Origin of the sequence: Roseibium sp. HPY-6 (assembly GCF_040530035.1) — a bacterium.
Classification (GTDB): Bacteria; Pseudomonadota; Alphaproteobacteria; order Rhizobiales; family Stappiaceae; genus Roseibium.
In genome coordinates this window covers 385,229-404,774 of record NZ_JBEWCD010000001.1, presented here as the reverse complement: position 1 = coordinate 404,774, position 19,546 = coordinate 385,229, and the positions used below count along the sequence as shown (strand labels likewise).

The 19,546-nt window shown below is 56.6% G+C and carries 17 protein-coding genes; 7 read left to right on the top strand and 10 right to left on the bottom strand.

Going from position 1 to position 19,546, the window contains the following annotated elements:
- Positions 1–93 precede the first annotated feature (93 nt).
- The 6 genes from ABVF61_RS02000 to ABVF61_RS01975 all read right to left on the bottom strand — a co-directional run bounded on the left by ABVF61_RS02000 (position 94) and on the right by ABVF61_RS01975 (position 8,213).
- Positions 94–795, bottom strand: a complete 702-nt coding sequence (locus tag ABVF61_RS02000) for a hypothetical protein (RefSeq protein ID WP_353991853.1) — start codon at positions 793–795, stop codon at positions 94–96.
- Between the two features lie 138 nt (positions 796–933).
- Positions 934–1,890 (bottom strand): transglutaminase-like cysteine peptidase, encoded by a 957-nt coding sequence (locus tag ABVF61_RS01995; protein ID WP_353991852.1) that lies wholly within the window; start codon positions 1,888–1,890, stop codon positions 934–936.
- 30 nt (positions 1,891–1,920) lie between these two features.
- Positions 1,921–3,234 carry an HlyD family type I secretion periplasmic adaptor subunit gene (locus ABVF61_RS01990; RefSeq protein ID WP_353991851.1) on the bottom strand — a complete coding sequence of 438 codons (1,314 nt, stop codon included), beginning with the start codon at positions 3,232–3,234 and terminating at the stop codon, positions 1,921–1,923.
- Complete coding sequence (locus tag ABVF61_RS01985) at positions 3,231–5,435, bottom strand: type I secretion system permease/ATPase (protein ID WP_353991850.1); 2,205 nt, start codon at positions 5,433–5,435, stop codon at positions 3,231–3,233. The genes ABVF61_RS01990 and ABVF61_RS01985 overlap by 4 nt, the downstream gene beginning before the upstream one ends.
- 192 nt (positions 5,436–5,627) lie before the next feature.
- Positions 5,628–6,992: a TolC family outer membrane protein gene (locus ABVF61_RS01980; RefSeq protein ID WP_353991849.1), complete on the bottom strand. Its 1,365-nt coding sequence runs from the start codon at positions 6,990–6,992 to the stop codon at positions 5,628–5,630.
- A 330-nt stretch (positions 6,993–7,322) separates the two neighbouring features.
- A complete protein-coding gene (locus ABVF61_RS01975) occupies positions 7,323–8,213 on the bottom strand; it encodes a LysR family transcriptional regulator (protein WP_353991848.1) in 891 nt (296 codons plus the stop codon).
- A 115-nt stretch (positions 8,214–8,328) separates the two neighbouring features.
- Between ABVF61_RS01975 and ABVF61_RS01970 the strand changes: the two genes are divergently transcribed.
- From ABVF61_RS01970 to ABVF61_RS01940, 7 genes are all read left to right on the top strand, one after another.
- Positions 8,329–9,486, top strand: coding sequence for an ABC transporter ATP-binding protein (locus ABVF61_RS01970; RefSeq protein WP_353991847.1), 1,158 nt, complete (start codon positions 8,329–8,331; stop codon positions 9,484–9,486).
- Positions 9,486–10,406: a carbohydrate ABC transporter permease gene (locus ABVF61_RS01965; protein WP_353991846.1), complete on the top strand. Its 921-nt coding sequence runs from the start codon at positions 9,486–9,488 to the stop codon at positions 10,404–10,406. The genes ABVF61_RS01970 and ABVF61_RS01965 overlap by 1 nt, the downstream gene beginning before the upstream one ends.
- Positions 10,403–11,338 carry a carbohydrate ABC transporter permease gene (locus ABVF61_RS01960; RefSeq protein WP_353991845.1) on the top strand — a complete coding sequence of 312 codons (936 nt, stop codon included), beginning with the start codon at positions 10,403–10,405 and terminating at the stop codon, positions 11,336–11,338. Before ABVF61_RS01965 ends, ABVF61_RS01960 begins: the two co-directional genes overlap by 4 nt.
- A 121-nt stretch (positions 11,339–11,459) precedes the next feature.
- Positions 11,460–12,719 carry an extracellular solute-binding protein gene (locus tag ABVF61_RS01955; RefSeq protein ID WP_353991844.1) on the top strand — a complete coding sequence of 420 codons (1,260 nt, stop codon included), beginning with the start codon at positions 11,460–11,462 and terminating at the stop codon, positions 12,717–12,719.
- 80 nt (positions 12,720–12,799) lie between these two features.
- Positions 12,800–13,624: a phosphodiesterase gene (locus tag ABVF61_RS01950; RefSeq protein WP_353991843.1), complete on the top strand. Its 825-nt coding sequence runs from the start codon at positions 12,800–12,802 to the stop codon at positions 13,622–13,624.
- A gap of 162 nt (positions 13,625–13,786) precedes the next feature.
- Positions 13,787–14,977 (top strand): alpha-D-ribose 1-methylphosphonate 5-triphosphate diphosphatase, encoded by a 1,191-nt coding sequence (locus ABVF61_RS01945; protein ID WP_353991842.1) that lies wholly within the window; start codon positions 13,787–13,789, stop codon positions 14,975–14,977.
- Positions 14,978–15,169: 192 nt separating this feature from the next.
- The gene (locus ABVF61_RS01940) at positions 15,170–15,766 is read left to right on the top strand and encodes an NAD(P)H-dependent oxidoreductase (protein WP_353991841.1); all 597 of its coding nucleotides are present in this window, start codon (positions 15,170–15,172) and stop codon (positions 15,764–15,766) included.
- 17 nt (positions 15,767–15,783) lie between these two features.
- Here the strand turns inward: ABVF61_RS01940 and phnE (ABVF61_RS01935) are convergent, their stop codons facing one another.
- The 4 genes from phnE (ABVF61_RS01935) to phnC all read right to left on the bottom strand — a co-directional run bounded on the left by phnE (ABVF61_RS01935) (position 15,784) and on the right by phnC (position 19,441).
- Positions 15,784–16,641 carry a phosphonate ABC transporter, permease protein PhnE gene (phnE, locus tag ABVF61_RS01935; protein ID WP_353991840.1) on the bottom strand — a complete coding sequence of 286 codons (858 nt, stop codon included), beginning with the start codon at positions 16,639–16,641 and terminating at the stop codon, positions 15,784–15,786.
- Positions 16,642–16,643: 2 nt separating this feature from the next.
- Positions 16,644–17,558, bottom strand: coding sequence for a phosphonate ABC transporter, permease protein PhnE (phnE, locus tag ABVF61_RS01930; protein WP_353991839.1), 915 nt, complete (start codon positions 17,556–17,558; stop codon positions 16,644–16,646).
- A gap of 64 nt (positions 17,559–17,622) precedes the next feature.
- Positions 17,623–18,531 (bottom strand): phosphonate ABC transporter substrate-binding protein, encoded by a 909-nt coding sequence (gene phnD / locus ABVF61_RS01925; RefSeq protein WP_353991838.1) that lies wholly within the window; start codon positions 18,529–18,531, stop codon positions 17,623–17,625.
- Between the two features lie 88 nt (positions 18,532–18,619).
- Positions 18,620–19,441, bottom strand: coding sequence for a phosphonate ABC transporter ATP-binding protein (phnC, locus tag ABVF61_RS01920; RefSeq protein WP_353991837.1), 822 nt, complete (start codon positions 19,439–19,441; stop codon positions 18,620–18,622).
- Between the last annotated feature and the right edge of the window lie 105 nt (positions 19,442–19,546).

The following is a 19,546-nucleotide window of genomic DNA, read 5'->3' as shown; positions in this document are numbered from 1 at the left end:
TTTAAGACTGAAAAGCGGGCTTTAGCCCGCTTTTTTCTGACGTAATGATTAAAGCGGTTACGCTGGTAGTGCGAAGTCAGCCAAAAGGTGATTTCAAGCTTCGCGGTGTCTGCGGCGGCGCAGGAGAAATGCGCCTGCAAATCCGGTACCCAAGACTGACAAGCCTGCAATGATCGCGAGTGAGCGGGTCGTGTTCGGAATTTCAACCAAAGCCTTGCCCCCCGAAAGCAGGGACGCGCCGCCCGGAATGCTCGATGTTGTCGACGGCGCATTCCCATCCTGGGCCAGCAAAATGGTTTCGGTTTCGCGCGAAATGTAGCCTTTGATTTTTCCAGCCGGCGTTCCCGGATTCTCAAAATCTTCAACCACCGCTTCGACCATTTTTTCCGGACCTGCTTCAGGTTTGGAAGCGGCCCCTCCTGTGCTCAGGATTTCCGCTCCCTGGGCATCCACAAGCGCGATGCGTGCGAGACCGGTTTCCCGGCCTGCGGCTTCAAGCACGGTCAGCAGATACGTTTCCAACTCGCGGGTTTCCAGGCTTTCCGGCTGCGCGATTGCGAGCGCGACAAATTCTGGGACGAGCGGCAAAGTCGCCAATTCTTCCAAACGAAGACGCGGACGGATCAGACTCGCGTCCTCAAGCGCGCTGACGAGTTTCTCGCGCTGCTCTAACGCGGCCTTTTCCTCTGACACGAGGGTGGACCTTTGCCGATCCGCCAACAGATATCCGCCGGCAACGACACAAGCCGACAACACACAGCTTACTAATGCCAGGCAAAGCGCTGGCGTGAGCATGAGGGAGCTGCGAATCAATCCGGATTGATTTTGCTTTTTCATAAGCAGCGTATAACACGCCTGTCTGCATAGGGCAGGTGCCGAAGTCTATTTCATCGTGATGTGCCGCAGAAGCGCCAGAATGTGACGGCTTTCCACTCAGCGTGTTGCGGACTTGAGCCGTGCGGCCAGATTGACCGGCTTGCCCTTGTTGGGCGTATGGCTCCATTCGCCGGCAGCATTCACCGAATAGAGCGCCTGGTAATGCGGAAGATCACGCTCGAAACGGACGCGCGAGAAACGATTATCCAGGATAAGCCACTTGCCATTGTGGCGAACAGACAGAACCGCGTGATATTGGCGAGCCGCAGTGTCGCGCAAAACGACGATGCGCATGTCCTCATCCTTGATGCCCAGGTCGCGAAGCAATGTGTATTTTAAGATGGCATAGTCTTCACAGTCGCCTGCACGCCGGCTGAGCGTCTCTACCGGGCTCGCCCAGTACTCACCTTTCTTGTAGAGAAAACTGTCTTCCCGATAGGCCAGCAGGCGGTTGACCATGTAGTTGACTTTCGGGATCTGCAGACCGCGCCGCAACGGGCGAACCTGTTCCAGGATCGCCGAATAGGCACGAAATCCGTGCCTTGTTTGATCGGTGCCTTGTGCCGCACTTTCCAGTTCCGAAAGCGCGCGTTGCCAGCGTTGCGAAACGGGTGAAATCGAGACAGGTTTGCCGCGCGACCCGAACAGCCTTGTTGGGCTAAGGGCAGAACGTTGGTCAGCGGAGGCGCTTCGTGCGAGCTTTGGGTTTGTGCGTTCCGGCTTGGACCGTGGCTTGCCAATCAGATCGCTGCGCGTTTCCGACAGCGCAATCCGGGTCGCAGTTTTGACCTGGCCTGGCACAGCGTGAGGCGCTGTGGAAGAGGCGGTCTCGATGGAATTTTCACTGAAGACCGTTGTGTCTGTTCTGTCAGATGAAAGGCGAGGGGTATCTTCAGCAGATGAAGTGGCAGACAACAGGTTCAAAGACAGGCCCAAAATGCATACCTGCCAAAACGGACGCAATACCGTCCTTTTCGCAGCCGGTAGTGCCGGCGCGGTCGCTCCGTGTTCCATCTGCCGATCGCCTCGTTTATTGCCGAGACGTCAGCGCTCCCTGAGTGCTTCGTCCCGAACTTTCTTGATCGGCTTCAAGATGTAGTCCAGGACCGTTTTCTCCCCGGTTAATATATCTATCGAAGCAACCATTCCTGGTATTATTGGTAAAGGTTCAGTGTCCGGGCCGAGGTAGTTTTTATCTGTTCTTATCATGACGCGGAAGAAGCGGTTGCCTTCCTCGTCTTCGGTGGTGTCTGCACTGATCCTCTCCAGATTGCCCTCAAGTCCGCCATATATTGAAGAGTCATAAGCTGTTATTTTTACTTGTGCTTTTTGGCCCGGGTGAAGAAACGCAACGTCCTTTGGGCGGATCCGTGCTTCGATCAGAAGCGTGTCTTCAAGCGGTACGATCTCAACCAGATCCGCCGCGGGCTGAACCACCGCACCAATTGTCGTGATGTTCAGCTTGTTAATAATGCCCTTGACCGGTGAAACAAGCTCGGTCCTTCGCACCCTGTCCGCTGCCCCCTTCAACGTCTCGTTGATGACTGCGAGCTCACCTCGGGCTTCGGCGAGCTCTTGGCTTGCTTCGGAAACGAACGTGGCAACGGCGCTGCTGGAGCGTTCATTTGCTTCCTCGCGTGCCGCCAGAGCTCTCTTCACGGATGCCCTGGTGATGGCCAGCTCGCCTTCGCTTTCTTTCAGCTGGCGTTGCAGCTGCAGAAACTCAATCTCAGGCAGCACCTTTCGCTCATAAAGGCTCTGCTTGATTTCAACTTCCCGTTCCATGATCTCCGTAACGGTCTCGAGTTTCGCCTGCTTGGCAAGAAGTTCCTGGTACTCCTGCTCGCGCTGCGAGGACTGGTTCTGAAGAACGCGAAGTTCGTTGTCGAGGCTGGCCTTCTTGTCCTGATACACGTTTTCCTCTTCCCGAATGATGCCCGGGGCTTCCTGCGCCAGTTCTTCTGCAAACACCAACGGCTGCTGGTCGGCTTCGGAATCGAGCCGCGCAACGCGCGCCATCAACGCCCAACGGCGCTGGCGGATTTCGCCGAGTTGAGAGGAGAAAGTCGTATCGTCGATTTCGATCAACGGCTGACCTTCGTCGACGATGTCACCTTCTTGGACGAATATCTTCTCGACAATGCCCCGTTCCGGCGCCTGGACAACCTGGATCTGGCGCGAGGGTACAACGCGTCCGTCTCCTCGCGTGACTTCCTCAAGCGTCGCAAAATACGCCCACGCAAGCATCACGACAAACAACACCAAACCAATCCGGATGACGTTTGTGGTGTAGCGTGGCGGCCGTGTCTGGATGATGTCGCGTATATCGTGTGCGTAGTTCCAGTCGCCCGATTTCATGACGCACCGCCTTGTGTGCCTTGCTGATTGGCGGCGTTGACCGCACCGAGTTCCTGAAGCTTTTTCAAGACCTCCTGGCGTGGCCCATCAAGGGCAAGCTTGCCGAAATCGAGCGTGATGAGGCGATCCGTCAGTTCAACGAGGCTCATGCGGTGCGTGCTGATAATGACGGTTGTATCAGGTGAGTTGAAGTCCATCAGTCGTGTGATCAAACGGCGTTCGGATGCCAGGTCGAGATGACTGGAAGGCTCGTCCAGAAAGAGAACGCGCGGTTTTCTCAACAAAATACGCGCCAGCGCAACTGCTTGTTTTTGACCACCGGACAGGAAACGGCCACCTTCGCCGACCTGCAGGTCGTAACCAAGCGGGCTTTGCGCCACAAATTCCTCAACACCGGCAATCCGGGCTGCTTCAACGAGCGCATCATCGTCGGCGAACGGGTCTCCGGCGCTGATATTTTCGCGAACTGTGCCGCTGAAGAGCACATTGTCCTGTGACAGAAATCCGACATTTGACCGCAAATCCGCGGGGTCGAATTGACGGGTGTCGGTCCCATCGATCAGAACAGTACCGTTTGAGGGGTAGTAAAGTCCGGATACCAAGCGGCCAATCGTGCTTTTGCCGGAGCCGACGCGCCCGATCAATCCAACAGTTTCTCCTGGTGTGATCTTGAAGGAGATGTTTTTCAGACTGTCATCCTCGGCGCCCGGATACCGGAAATTCACACCCTTGAACTCAACCGAACCGGACGCAATGCGTTTGTTGACATAAGTACGTCCCGGCTTGCGCTCGGTATCCGTCGACATCACCTCGTCGAGGATCTTGTAAGAGTGCAGCGTCTGGCGCAGGCGTGTGAGCGTGTTGGCAACATTGGCAAGCGGCGCGAGGACCCGACCAGAGAGCATCATCGCGGCAATCAATGCGCCCATTGTTATGTCGCCGCTCTGGATGAGGTAGACACCCCAGACAATGATGGCAATTGAGACCGAAGCCTGAACCAGCCCTGTGCCGGATTGCGCGATCAGCGCCCAGAACCGCCCCTTCATGATGGCTGCGCTGCTCGCCGCAACAGAGCGTTCCCACTTGGTCTGCATCCGGCCTTCGGCATTCAAAGCGCGAACCGTATCGAGGTTGGCAACGCTCTCAACCAGAATGGAATGCCTGATCGCACTTTCCCTGTGCGATTGCTCAATGGCACCCGAAAGCGGGGCCTGCACAAACAGGCTGATGGCGAGCACGACCGGCACCGCGATCAGCGGAACGATCGCAATCGGTCCGACCAGCAAAAACAGAACCGCAACGAAGATACCGATGAAAAAGACATCGATGATCGAAACCAGAGATGAGGATGTGATGAATTCGCGAACGTTTTCAAACTCGCGGATGTGGTTGGCGAACTGGCCTGAGCTGACAGGGCGCTTTTCGAAGTCGATTGCAAGTGCGTGGGCGAATATCTTGCTGGCAAGTGCATTGTCCGCCTGCTTGCCTGCAACGTTGATGATCTGTCCGCGAGCGATCTTCAAAATAAAATCGAAAATCAGCGTGAGGATGACACCGATCGCCAGGGCCCAGAGTGTCGGGATCGCAAAATTCGGCACCACGCGGTCATAGACATTCATCGTGAACAAGGGCGAGGCGAGGGCCAGAAGGTTGATCAGGAGGGCTGCGACGGCGACATGGATGTAGTCTCGCCAAAAGGCAGAGATTGTGCTCCAGAACCAGTGTCCACTTGGTCCGAGTGCGCGCTCGCTCAAACCGGATGTATCGTTCACAAGCTGAAAGAAAATTGCGTAGCCGCTGTAGCTGTCGCGGATTTCATCCAACGCATGTTGACGCTTGTCCGGTGAACGCGATGTGTCGACGAGTTCGACAGTTCCGGCATCCTTGTTCATGCCAGTGAGCACAAGCATGTCGGAGTTTTTCATCGCGATGATGCAGGGGAGTGCCGCTAAGGGTATTGAGTCAAGGTCCTTCTTGTCCGGAAGGACATTCAGGCCGCAATTGGCGGCTGCCCGGCCGAGTATGCCGACGGAGAGCCGGCTCCCTGTCTTCGGCAAACCGTTCCAAATGACAGAATCGGTTACATGGAACCCGTGCACGCGCGCAATATATTTCAACGCGCCCGCAAGCGAGTCCTTGTCAGCAGACTCCTGCGGTGCGGTGTTTTTTTCTGAAGTTTCTTCGGTGCTTTTTTGCAGCATATTGGATGCGGGCCACGGGCTTTGTCACCGTCCAGGTTTTCCATGAGCGGGTCGGCCTGAGACATCCGGTCTATGCAACACAACGTGGTGCCCGAATAAGGCAGACGCTTTCCGGAAAGTTCCTTCCTGCGGTCTTCAACGTAAATTATTGCCTTGCCGGTGCTCCGGCAAACCAAATATGCGGTTGAAACGTTAGAATTTACGTAACGGCTCGAGGTTGAGCGGATTCCTTGGCAGGATTGTCGCCGCCTCGCGCTGGCCGTCTGCCGCCTCAGGTGGAGGCGAAACGCTCAGATAGGCCAGAAGGTCACCAGATGTCGCTCTGAGCTGATACGTGGAAAACGCATAAACGGCACGAACCGAAATCAACTCGATCTCGCTGTTGAAAAGCGCATTCTCGGCGTTCAGGACATCAAGCAGGGTGCGTTGTCCGATGTCGTATTCCTGCCGATAGCCCTCTACCACTTGTCTGTTTGCAGCAAGCTGTTCGCGCAGTGACTGGATCCGGTTGGTCGTTGTGCTGACAGCTGCAAAGGAGCGCTGGATGCCTTCCTTCAACTCCCGCCGTACCCGGTCGACGCGAATTTGGGCTTCGGTCAAGCGCTCGCTGTATTCCTGTGACAGCGCCGTATCACGGCCGCCATTATAAAGGTTCCAGGAGAACACAAGCTTACCTGAATATTCGTTGTTCCGGCCTTCGATACCGCCAACGTCATCCCCAACGGTCGCCTGTCCCTGCAGCGCGACCTCCGGCAAGAAGTTGCCTTTGCTGGCTTCAAACTCGAACTTCGCGGCGTCTGCGTCAGCCAATGCGGCGCGAACGGTCGGATGCGTCTGAACAGCGGAATCAACAAGCTGGTTGACGGATCCGCCGGGAAGACTTGCAGGCTTTGCCGGTGCAAGTGAAGCCGGCTTCTTCCCAACAACGCGCTCAAACTTCGCGATAGTATCCAGGAGAGACTGCTGCACTTCCGAAACGATGACCTCGGCGGCTGCGACGCGCTCGCGTGCTTGCGCCAAGTCCGCAGCACCGGTCTCGCCACCCTCGAAACGAAGCCGGACATCGGAGAAGATGCGGCGGTGTTTTTGAACGTTCATCCTTGCCTTGGCGAGGATGGCTGTGCTTCTGAGGACGTCGATATAGGATTCCACTGCATCGAGCGCGATTGCCTCAGATCGCTCCATTACTCGTAAGGCAGCGCCATCGACCCGTGCGCTTTGACGATAAATCTCGTTCACGGAAGTGAAGCCGTCAAAGAGCAGCTGCTGCACGGTCACTGTGAATTCTTTTGAAAACCGCCACTTGTCGTTTTCTTCGGCACTGAATGAGTTGGGCCGATCCAGACGTTCGGGACCCAGCTCGGCTGAAAGGTCCAGCGTAGGAAGGAAAGCACCCTGGGAACGGCGATATTCATAGTCGCGTGCGCGCCTGTTGGCCGCAGACTCCAAGACGTCCGGGTTCGTTGAAACAGCTTCCTGAACGATTTGCCGGAGATCCGCCGCATAGGATCCTTCAACCAGGCAAACGCTCAAAAGGAGGGCCGCTATTGTACGCATAGACCACAGTGCCACTTTTTTGTTTTTGTTCGGGAGCACACTATTATACCTTCGCCCGCATGCCCATGCCTAGTTTGTTCTGCAGGGCGTGTAATCGTTTCCGGTGTTGCTATCGCGCAACGAATTCAATGTAAAGTCCGGATTTAAGTCAGTTTTCTAACCATTTGTTAACTATAGTCAGAAGTTTTAGAAACAACTAAAAAGTGCATCGCAAGTTGAAACTGCCAAGGCCGGTCAGGAAACCGTCGTTCACAAGTGCTTTTGAGCAAATTCGGCTAGTAACTTTTCCGAATATATTTGTGGATCAAAATTCCGCAACGAGCGTAAGACCTAGAAGCCGCCACCCGCACGAACTTCAACGGCGACATCGAGAAAACTCTGTATCAGGCGAAGTTCGCGCTTGTCCGCCGGTATTGCGATGCAGTCGCGGTACTCTTCCGGCATCTCCACCACATCGACCGCGGCGAGTTTGTCAGACGGAAAGAGACTCCGTTCAAGCAGAAGACCAATTCCGAGATTGTGAAGCACCGCTTCCTTGACCATTGGAAACGTCGTGGTTCGAAGAATCCGGAAAAAGTCCAGCTTGTATTCATGCATCTTGGCGCGCGCGATCTTCTGTGTCAGGGAACCGTCTTCCGGCAGGACAAGCGTTTCAGACTGCAAGTCACGCAGTGAAATGCTTGTGCGGGAGGCGAGCGGATGATCCTTGCGCATATGCGCCTTGTATCGGGACCTGCGGAGTTCATGGGTAAACAGGGCAGTGTTTTCCTCAGGTTCAGTGATGATCGCGATATCGATCCTACGCTCAGCGAGCATGGTCATTGCCGTGGTCCAGTTGTACAGCGTGAAATCGATTTGCACCTGGGGATAGAGTTTGCCGTATTGCGCAATGATCGGCATGGCGGGGCGAGGAGCATTGGCGATCAGTCTAATGTGACCGTCGGTGAGGGCGCTGAAGTCGCTCACTTTTTCATTGACGAGTTGTTCCATCGTCGCAAGTCGGTCGGAAATGGCAAACAGCTCAGAACCTGCGCGCGTCAATTCAAGTCCGCTGCGGCGGCGGACAAACAATTGCGTGCCCATCAATGCTTCCAGTTTGCCAATGTGCTGTGTGATCGAGGATTGCGTGACACCAAGGGCCTTGGCAGCCAGAGAAAAGCTGCCCTCCCGGGCAACATAGGTGAAAGCCTTGATTTGATAGGGGCTGGGAGGGGTGTTCATGACAGTTCCGTGTTAACAGCGCTGCCAAACCTTAACTCGTATTAGAAACACTAATATTACGTCACATCCGTTTCAATCTGCCTGCCTAGGTTCACGTCGCAAACGGGAGCCTTCAATGACCTCGATTTCGTTATCGGCGATTGAAAAAAGCTTTGGGACGACCTCTGTTCTGAATGGAATCAACCTGAACATCGCCGATGGCGAGTTTCTTACGTTGGTTGGACCCTCGGGATGCGGCAAGTCCACTCTTCTGCGCATTCTTGCCGGGTTGGAGGCGCCGTCTTCCGGCAAGGTTGTGATCGGTGGTCAGACGGTGAATGCCGTCCGCCCGGCCAGACGGAACCTGGCTATGGTTTTTCAGTCCTATGCGCTTTATCCGCATCTGACCGTGCTTCAGAACATGATGACCCCGTTGAAGCTGCGCGATCTTTCGCTCGCGGGCCGATTGCCGCTCTTGGGGCCTGTCCTTGCCCGCGGTCAATACAGGGCGATCATCGAGCAGGTCCGCGAAACGGCGCAGATCCTGAAGATTGACCATCTGCTGGAACGTAAGCCGGGACAGTTGTCAGGCGGGCAGCGGCAAAGAGCGGCGCTTGGCCGTGCAATGGTTCGCAAACCCGTTGCGTTCTTGATGGACGAGCCTCTTTCCAACCTTGATGCCGCCCTGCGCATCCACATGCGCTCCGAGCTTGCCGAATTGCACCGGTCGTTGAAGACAACCTTCGTCTACGTGACCCATGATCAGGCGGAAGCACTGACCATGTCGGACCGGATGGCCGTCATGATGGATGGCGAAATTCTGCAGCTCGGCGCACCGCACGACGTCTACAACGATCCGCAGGATCTGCGCGTCGCAGAATTTGTCGGCGCACCCAAGATCAATCTGCTGCCAGGTTCCCTCGACAATAACGGCTATGCGCGCTGCGGCGAGATCGTTCTGTCGCGCGCAGCCGCAAAGGGTGTTGTCGGATCTGTTTCTATCGGTTTGAGGCCCGAGCATCTGTCTTTGTGCGACAAGGGAACGCCGGAGGCGCTAACGGGCCAGGTCGTGCACAAGGAGAATCTGGGTGCAGACATTTATTTGCATGTGTCGGTTCTGAACGGGTCACAAAGGCTTGTCGTGAGGGTGTCGCCACATGAAGGGCAAAGTGTTTCCTTCGGTCAGTCGGTCCAGGTTGTCCGCGAACACGGCCAAGCGCTTGTCTTTGGCAAGGATGGCAAAAGACTTGATCTTAAAACCATCGACAGCGGCAACGTCGCCGAGGTGGCGTGATGCAGACCACCAATGCGCACTGGTGGTTTGTCGGCCCCGCCCTGTTTTTGATGGTCGTGATCCTGCTGATGCCGATCGCTATCGCCGGTGCGCTTAGCTTTACAAGCTACAGCCTCGGAAATCCGGGCGCAGAATTTGTCGGGCTGGAGAATTACGAGAAGATCTTCACACGATCCACTTATGAGAAGATGTTCGGGGCGACTTTCCGGTACGTCTTCGTTGTGGTGCCGTTGTCCGTCGGACTTGGCCTTGGGGCGGCGCTTCTGATCAACTCCACCCGGCGCTTCGGTGATCTTTACAAGACGATTTATTTTTTGCCCGTCATGGCGGCGCTTATTGCAATGGCGATCGTTTGGGAATTCGCCTTCCATCCGACAATCGGGATTGTCAATTCAACGCTTGAACGGGGCTGCGGATCCTTCCTCGAGGCCTGGTCGTGGTACGCGACCGGTTGCGAGCGAGGCTTCCCGCTCTGGCTGACCGACCGCGACTACGCGATCTGGACGGTGGCGTTCATTGGTGTCTGGCAGGGCTTCGGCTTCAACATGGTGCTCTACCTTGCCGGGCTGACGTCTGTGCCGCGCGAGCTTTATCACGCCGCAGAGATGGATGGGGCCGAAACCGCCTGGGACCGCTTCCGGCTGGTCACGTGGCCCATGCTCGGCCCGACAACCGTTTTTGTTGTCACGATCTCCTTCATCCGATCGTTCCAGGTCTTCGACACGGTCGAGGCGTTCTACCCGCAGGGCGGAGGGCCGTCGAAATCGGTCTACGTGATGATGTTCGCAATCTATGAAAAGGCGATCCAGCAGAACCTCATGGGCATCGGAGCCGCTATTACGGTGGTTTTCCTCGGCTTTGTCATGTTCCTCACGCTGATGCAGCGCTGGCTCGTTGAAAGAAGGGTGCATTACACATGAGCGAGGCGAGCCTTCCGGCCTCAAGCGCCGTATCCCTCCCAACGTTCCGGTTTTCGGCATCCGAGACGATCAAGCATGTCGTCCTGATCCTTGGAAGCCTTATCGTGCTGCTGCCGTTTTACGTGATGCTGAGCTACAGCTTCAAAAGCCCGGCAGAGATCATGCAGAACACCGGCGGGTTCTTCGGAACACAGGAACTTTTCCGGGACGACTATTGCATCAAGCTCGGGCGGGATGCCGCTGACTGTATGGTGACGCCGTTCATCTACAACTACACCACGGCTTTTGAGAAAGCCCCGCTCGTTCGCTACCTCTTCAACGGCGTGGTGGTCACCGCATCGATCTTCTTCATTCAGGTGCTCGTCGCGCTGCCTTGCGCTTACGCGCTTGCAAAGCTGCGCTTTTGGGGCCGGGAAGCCGTCTTCGGTCTTGTTCTCTTCTGCCTGCTCATCCCGGTGCATGCCATCGCACTTCCGCTCTACATCATGCTGGCAAAGCTTGGGCTCACCAATACTTACGCAGCACTGGTCATTCCGTGGACGATTTCGGTCTTCGGCATCTTCCTTATGCGGCAGTTCTTCATGACGGTACCCGACGATCTGATCGACGCGGCGCGCATGGATGGCATGAGCGAGTTTTCGATCATCTGGAACGTAATGCTGCCGACGGCGATCCCGGCGCTTCTGGCCTTTGCAATCTTCTCGGTCGTTGCGCACTGGAATGACTATTTCTGGCCACGCATCGTGGTGACCGGCGACCGGTCCCTGTTCACGCCACCGCTGGGTCTTCGCGAATTCAAGGGCGATGCGGATGGCGACAATTTCGGGCCGATGATGGCCACTGCAACCATCATTGTCGCACCACTGATCATAGCCTTCATGATTGCGCAGCGGCGCTTCATCGAAGGAATCACTTTGTCGGGGATGAAATGATCCGGCCGATTTGCGGGACCGCCCAGAGGCGGTCCCATCACCGAAATCCCGTTTTGGGGATCACTAGGGAACGGGCGAGTTTGGCGACCTGCCGTTCCCACGGCAACAGACGGAGAGTTCCATGAAAAAGACCCTCACCGCAATAGCAATGCTGCTGGCTGCTTCCGCTGCTCATGCAGAAGACACGATTACCATCGAATTTGCTTATCCTTACAGCCACTTGTTCGATGTTACCTATGAAAAGATCCTGCCCAAGTTCAAGGAGCAGCATCCGAATATCGACGTGAAGATCCGGGCGACCTACGAATCCTACGAGGACGGCACCAATACCATCCTGCGCGAGGCTGTCGCCGGGACGCTCCCCGATGTCACCATGCAGGGCCTCAACCGCCAGGCGATCCTGGTTGAAAAAGGCATCGCCAAGTCGCTCGAGCCGTTCATCCTCAAAGAGGAAGACTTCGCCAAGGATGGCTATCACGATGCGATGCTGACACTCGGCACGTTCAATGATGACATTTACGGCCTGCCGTTCTCCGTCTCGCTACCGGTCGGCTACTACAACATGGATGTCATGGCGAAAGCGGGCATCACCTCCGCCGATCAGCTGCCGAAGACCTGGGACGAAGTTGTTGAGGTGTGCGGAACGCTACGCGAAGCCGGTGTGAAGAACCCGATGTTCTGGGGTTGGAACATTACCGGTAACTGGTTCCTGCAGGCGCTGATGTGGTCGCAGGACAAGGCAACAATGGAAGGCAATGAGCTTCAGCTCTCCTCCGCGGAAGGCCTGAAGGCCCTTGAGACCATGAAGGGCCTGTTTCGTGGCTGCGACATGCAGAACATTGAATGGAAGGCAGCCCTTGCTTCTTTCTCTGCCGGCGAGATCGGCATGATGTTCTGGTCGACCTCTGCGCTTGGTGCAGTCGAGCGCGCCAAGGGCGACTTTGAACTGAAAACCAACGAATACCCCGGTCTTGTTGCCAGTGGCCCGATGGGTCTGCCGGCCGGTGGCAATGCTGCCATGCTGGTTTCCTCAAGCGACGATCCGAAGGTTCTGGACGCGTCCTGGAAATGGCTGAAATTCATTACCTCGGGTGAAGGTGCTGCCGATGTTGCTCGCACCACCGGTTACATGCCGCCGAACAAGGCTGCCAACGAAGTGATCCTTGCCGACTTCTACAAACAGAACCCGAACAAGGAAACGGCTGTGCGTCAGCTGCCGCTGCTGCGCGACTGGCAGGCTTACCCTGGCGACAACGGCCTTGCGATCACGCAGGTGATCTATGACGGCATCGAGGGCATCGTCACAGGTGAATTCGAGGACATGGGCGAACTGCAGGAAGAGCTGACCGAAGAAGTTCAGGACCTGCTGCCGTCCAACTGATCGTACCTCTACATGAAAAGACTTGTCGCCGCCCGGTATGCCGGGCGGTGGATCAATCCCAACTACTTCCGGAGGAAGACGTGAAGCTTCTGCAGCTCACCGATATTCATCTGACGACGCCCGGCGAAACCATTGGCGGACGTGAGCCGAACGACAATTTCAAAAAAGCACTCCATCATGCCATCACCCATCATCCGGATGCGGATGCGCTTGTCATCACCGGCGACCTGTCCGACTGGGGTGACCGTGACGATTACTTGAGGCTCAAGGAACTCATCGCCACTTCACCGGTCCCGGTGCAGCTTTGTATCGGCAATCACGACGAACGCGACGTGTTCGTTTCGGTTTTTCCGGACCGCGTTGATGAAAACGGCTTTGTCCAGTCGGCGCTGGATCTTCCGGGAGGCCGCGCACTCCTTCTCGACACCTGGGGCCCGAATTCGCATGCAGGATACTACTGCGACAAACGTCTGCGCTGGCTTGACGCGGAACTGAGCGCTTCGCCGGACCAGGTCTTCCTTTTCATGCACCATAACCCTGTCCCGATTGGCATTGCGCCGATGGACAAGATCATGCTGCAAGATGCCAACGCATTCGGTGCCGTGGTGAGGAAGCATAAGTCGAGGATCCGGCATATCTTCCACGGACATTGTCATCTGCCGCTGTGCGGGTCGCTCCACGGGGTGCCCTTCAGTGCACCGCGCGGAACCAACCACGCCGGATGGCCGGATTTCGGAAACGGGGGAAACCTGAGCGCGTCGGACCTCTACGAAAGCTACGCAGTCATCCTGGCCGACGAAGCGTCCGTGATGGTTCACATGGTCGAATTCGGCTATCAGGGCGAGATACGGCGCGAAGGATCCCCTGACTATGCTGACTGGAATCGGTTGACCATGGTCAGGTGAAGATCACCTCAAATTCCTTACCGGTAAGGGGTCCGTCCGTCGCCAAGGCCGCTTTGTCATGGTCTGTTCCTGAAACTGTCACAAATTGCACGGCGTTTGGGGGTAGAAGGCCACTTTCCTGACACTCAGTGCGTCCGTTCCGATTCGATGCGGAGCGTTGCCATGCTGGAGCGTGATATGACGTTTGCCGACAAGAAATTGCCGACGGGAAGTGAAGTGACCGTTCTCAAAAACGCCAGACTGGTGCTGGCAAACGAAGTCGTCCTTGGTCATCTGGCTTTTTCAGAAGGCCGCATCGTGTCCGTCGATGCCGGTATCGCGCCGCAGACCGGCGTGGATCTGGAAAATGACTACCTGATCCCCGGCCTTGTCGACATTCACACCGATCATTTCGAAAAGCATGTTTTCCCGCGCGCGCATGTCAGGTGGGACCCGCTGCGGGCTGCACTGGCACATGACGCGCAGATCATCGGCAGCGGCATTACAACCGTCTTCGACAGTCTTTGTGTCGGCGCGACGATCAAGAACCCCGAGCGCCGTGAAATCCTGTCACCCATGGTCGACGCCCTGGAAACCGCGCAATCTGCCGGCATGTTGCGTGCCGAGCATCTGGTGCACCTGCGCTGCGAGATCACCGACGCGGAAACGACGCGGTTGACGGAAGAAAACATCGGCAAGGAAATCGTGCGGATGGTGTCGGTCATGGAGCATCTTCCAGGGCGCCGCCAAAGCAGGGATGTCGAAGGTTACATCCAGCGGCGGATGGCCGACAGCGGCGAATCCCGTGCAGCCGTTGAAAGGGATGTTCTGGAACTCCAGAACCATTCCGACGCGATCAGCGAAAAAGTCCGCCCTGCCGTGGTGGCTCTGGCGCACGCGCATGCTCTGCCGCTGCTCAGCCATGACGATACGGAACTTCATCACATTGACGAGGCAGTTGCTGAAGACATCACGATTTCCGAGTTTCCCTGTACGCTTGAAGCAGCGCGCAAGGCGAAGCAGCACGGGATGCATGTGGTCGGCGGCGCGCCGAACGTCTTGAGAGGCGGTTCGCAATCCGGAAATGTGGCGGTCAGCGACCTGATGCAGGAGCAACTCGTCGACATCCTGGCATCGGACTACGTACCGCGTTCCATGCTCGACAGTGCGTTCATGATTGCGAGCGAAACATCCTTCCAGGAGGACCTTGCCGCAGCGATGCGCCTGGTGACCAAAACGCCGGCAGAAGTCGCGGGCCTCAGTGATCGCGGTGAGATTGCCACGGGACGCCGGGCCGATCTGCTTCATATTGGCCTGCATGGCGGTCATCCGTTCGTGAAGCGGGCCTGGGTCGCTGGAACGCGCGTTCTGTAGTCAGAAATCTGACAAGCGTGTAAAAGAGAGATGCCGCATGAAAATCGTGCGGGACGTCTTCCCGTGTGCAAATTTTTCGCTTGATCTCCAGTTAACTTGAGGCCCTAGAAGCTTCGGTCGTGAGCAGGATCCCGGTGTTGTCGTTTCGTGATCCTGACACTCATTGAGTGTGATTTAGACTGGAGCATTCGCATGCATGTTTTGACCGTTCTGGACCATCCTGACCCAACGTCCTTTTCTGCGGCTGCTGCCCGGAAGTTCATGGATGGCGTTGCATCAGCGGGTCATTCAGCAGAACTTGTGGATCTGCACGCGGAGGGGTTCGACCCGCGCTGGACGATGGCGGATGTAAAAGCAGATGGAAACGCAAGCGCGCTGGCCGATGTCGGGCGCGAGCACGCCAGAATTGGCCGGTCGGATGCGATTTGCCTTGTGTTTCCACTCTTCTGGTGGGGGATGCCTGCGATGACCAAAGGCTGGGTGGACCGTGTCTGGAGCTGGGGCTGGGCATATGATCAGCTTGACGATCCGGAGCTTTCCCTGCAACGAAAGCGGCCCGGGGTTCTCTTGATACCGGCCGGAGCCCGTTCTGATGAAATGGAAGAAAGAGGGTATCTCGCCGCACTTGAGACGGCGTGGATACAAGGCACGTTCGGCTACTTTGGGTTTTCGCCGCGAAGGCTTGAACTGCTGTGTGGTTCCGAGGGCTCGCCCGAGCGCCGGGCGCAATTGCTTGACCAAAGTTTTCAGGCTGGCCGAGAAGTCTTCTCGGCCAGAAACGACGGATAGACTTTTTGTTCCAGCAGTTAGTTCTGTTTTCGGTCGTCCTGACCGATGATCCGCTTGCGCAGAAAGCCGGAAAGCCCGTCGATCAGGTAGACCGTCAGGATGATCAGGAAGATGATCGACCAGGCTTCCGGCCATTTGTAGGCACTGATCCGGTCGGCCAGCAGAAAGCCGATGCCGCCAGCGCCGACGATGCCCAGGATCGTGCCGGAGCGGGTGTTGGATTCGAAATTGTAGAGAATGACAGACAGGATAACCGGCAGGGCCTGCGGCAGGATCGCAAAGCGAATGGTCTGCAGGTTTCCACTGCCGGACGCCTTCAGGCCGTCAACAGGTTTCTTCGACGTATTCTCGATCGCCTCGGAAAAGAGTTTTGACAGGGTTCCGACTTCCGACACGGCAATAGCGAGGATCCCGGCGAGCGGACCAAGCCCAAAGGCACGAATAAAGATCAGTGCAAGGATGATCTGTTCAACGGCGCGCAGCGCGTCGAACCCGCGCCGGGCGCTTAAGCGCAACCAACTGAACGGCATGATGTTTTTGGCGCCGAGAAAGGCAAGCGGAAAAGCAACGATTGCGCCCAGAAGCGTGCCCATGAAAGCCATGGCGACTGTTTCGCCAAGTCCTTTCAGGATCTCGCTCCATTCCTTCCAGGTTTGCCAGATGTAGGGCGGAAACATGAAGGAGAGCACGCTGCCGAAGCGCGTCAATCCTTCCAGAATACGGCCTGGTGAAAAGCCGAAATCCCACAAGCACCAACCGGTCAAAAGGACAAAGGCAGACCAGCCGGCAAGGCGCTGCAGTCTGGTCTTCAAGGGCGTTTGGAAAGCGCCCGGGACCAGTTGTCTTGCCGCGTTTTCTTCTGATGTGCTGTCCATTGTCACACTCCTTTGCCGGTCAGGCCGATGATCTTGTGTCGGACCTTCTCGCTGATCATGTCGATGAGAATGACGGTGACGAAAATGATCACGAATAGTGCGGACAAATCCGTATATTCCTGCAGCGACATGGCGACGCGAATTTCCTGACCGAGGCCGCCGGCACCGACGAAGCCGATGATTGAAGACGCACGCACATTGATTTCAAAGCGCAGCAGGGTGTAGCTGATGATGTTCGGGACAACCTGCGGAACGATGCCATAGCGGATCTGGTCGAACCAGGAGCCGCCGGAGGCCTTGATGCCCTCCACCGGACGCATGTCGGCATTTTCGTTGGCTTCTGAATAAAGCTTGCCGAGCGCTCCGGTTGCGTGAAGACCGATCGCGAGAACGCCGGCGAGAGGACCTACACCGAAACAGAATACGAAAATCAGCGCCCAGACCAGTTCGGGAACGGTGCGCACGATTTCCAGATAGCGGCGCGTCAGGTTGAGGATGAAGGCATTGGGAGCCAGATTGCGCGATGCGGGAAAGCTCAGCAGAAAGGCTCCGACCACACCAAGCAGCGTCGCAAGGTAGGCGATCAGGATCGTCTCGACCAGGAGTTCGAGCCAGACTTGCCATCGCCAGAACCAGTTCGCGATATCCGCGCCGAGCGTGTCCCAGTGCAGAACGGGCAGGGTCTTAAAAAGATACTCACCCAGTCTCGGCAGGCCGGCCCAGATCTTCCACATCGACACCCGTTCGCCATTGGCAAGCGTCACGTCGGTCATGTCGAAGAATCCGCCGATCCAAGCCGCCGAAAAGAAACAAACCGCAAAGAGAAACGTCGTGATCGTGTTGACGCGCAGCGCTGATTTGCGTGCTGCCGCGTAGTCCAGTTCGAACTGGTCGACTGCGGGGGAATAAGCCGTCATTTAGGGCACCGTCGATCCGAATGAAAAAGGGAGGTGCCCGGGCACCTCCCTTTCAGGTCAAGTGTCAGCCGCGGCGCTCTTTCTTCAGCCAGTCGCGCATGTCGACAATCCACTGGTAGCGCTCATGATCGACGCGTTTCCATCCGGCTTGCGGGCTGTCATCGCCGCCGCGCATTGCGTTGAAAGCGTCAAAGTCTTTTTCCGGGATGGCCTCAACGGCGGCGGTCATGTCGGCGATCAGGTCCGCCGGCAGATTGACGCGGGCAGAGAACGGTCCGCTGGTGATTTCAGGGCTTTCCCAGATCGGGCAGACAACACCTTCTTCGATCATCCCCTTGGTGATCATGCGTTGCCAACGGCCGTCGGTTTCGTTGTTCTGCCAGGTTGCAGCAGCGTCGTATTGCTTGTTGACGACGCCAAGCACGCCCGTCTCATGTCCACCAGAGAACGGAATTGCCGAAAAGTGCTCCTTAGGATTGTAGCCCTGCTGCACCATATTGAAATAAGGTACCGCGAAGCCGGACGTGGAATCGGGGTCGGCAAAGGCGTGCACCTTGCCCTTCAGGTCGTCGAGAGACTTGTAGCCGCTGTCGCAACGGACCATCACCACCGAATAGTAGCCGCTCGAGCCATCCTTGTTGAGACGGGTCAGAAGCGGAACGACACCGCCGTTTGTCTCTGTGTAGGCCGCGGCGTAAGAGGAAGAGCCGAAGAAGGCGAATTCGATCTGATCGGCTGCGATGGCCTGGATCACCCCGTCATAAGAACCGGCGGTGAAGATTTCGACTTCGACGCCCAGTTCTTTCTCCAGATATTCTTCGAACGGCGTGTAGCGCGCGATCCGGTCTTTTTCGTTTTCGCCGGAAAGGATGCCGAACTTCAGGGTTTTGTAATTGTCCTTCCAGCCTTCCGCCATGGCCGGAGAGGCTGCGAGAACGACAGCCGAAACTGCTGCTGCGAAAATAGCCTTCATCGTAGTGCTCCATATTCGCCGTGTTGAACGGCTGGTTCATGCGGCCGCAGCCGCAATAAACGCAGGTGTGGCTGTGCACCGCTGCGCGTTACGCTCCGACAGCCTGCTTTGGCTGCCGTGACGAGACTGGTGACAGGGATGTGGAGGTGACGGCTTCATCTATGTCGTCGCCCAGGGTGTCGGTCCCATAGATCGCCCGGACCTTGTCGGTCGTGAGAGCCTCCGGTGTTCCGTCGAAATGCACCTTGCCGGCACGCATCGCGACAATCCGGTCGCAATATGTGCGTGCCGTATCAAGCGTGTGCAGGTTGACCAACACAGTCAGACCGTCGGCTTTGTTAATCTGCCTGAGGGCTTCCATAACCCGCGTTGCGTTGGCAGGATCGAGCGAAGCGATCGGCTCGTCTGCAAGCATGATGCGCGGGTTCTGTACAAGCGCCTTGGCAATCGCAACCCTTTGCTGCTGTCCGCCGGACAGCGTTCCGGCTCGTTGCAGTGCCTGCGGAACCAGATCGAGACGGTCCAGCGCGTGGATCGCAAGTGCTCTGTCTTCGTCGGTGAAGGACTTGAGCATCGATCGTGCAAATCCCGTGTGCGCAATGCGTCCGACCATGACGTTGGTGAGAACGTCCATGCGCTCGACCAGATTGAATTGTTGGAAAATCATCGCGCAGGAGGCACGCCACAGGCGCAGGTCCCGACCCTTCAGTGCGGTTATGTCCCGGCCCTCGTTGACAATCGAGCCATGCGATGGATCGGAGAGCCGGTTGATCATTCTGAGCAAGGTGGATTTACCGGCACCCGAGCGGCCGATAATGCCCACCATCTGCCCTTCCGGAATGGCCAGCGAAACACTGTCCACCGCGGTCAAGTCTCCAAAAACTTTCGACAATTGTTCGACGACCAGCATCGCACCCTCCGTGAAGCCGGAGAGGCAACTACCAAAAATCTGCGGTGGGGAGATGTCTATACGATTATACTTTTATGATTTTTTATGACATGTCGGTGATTTTTA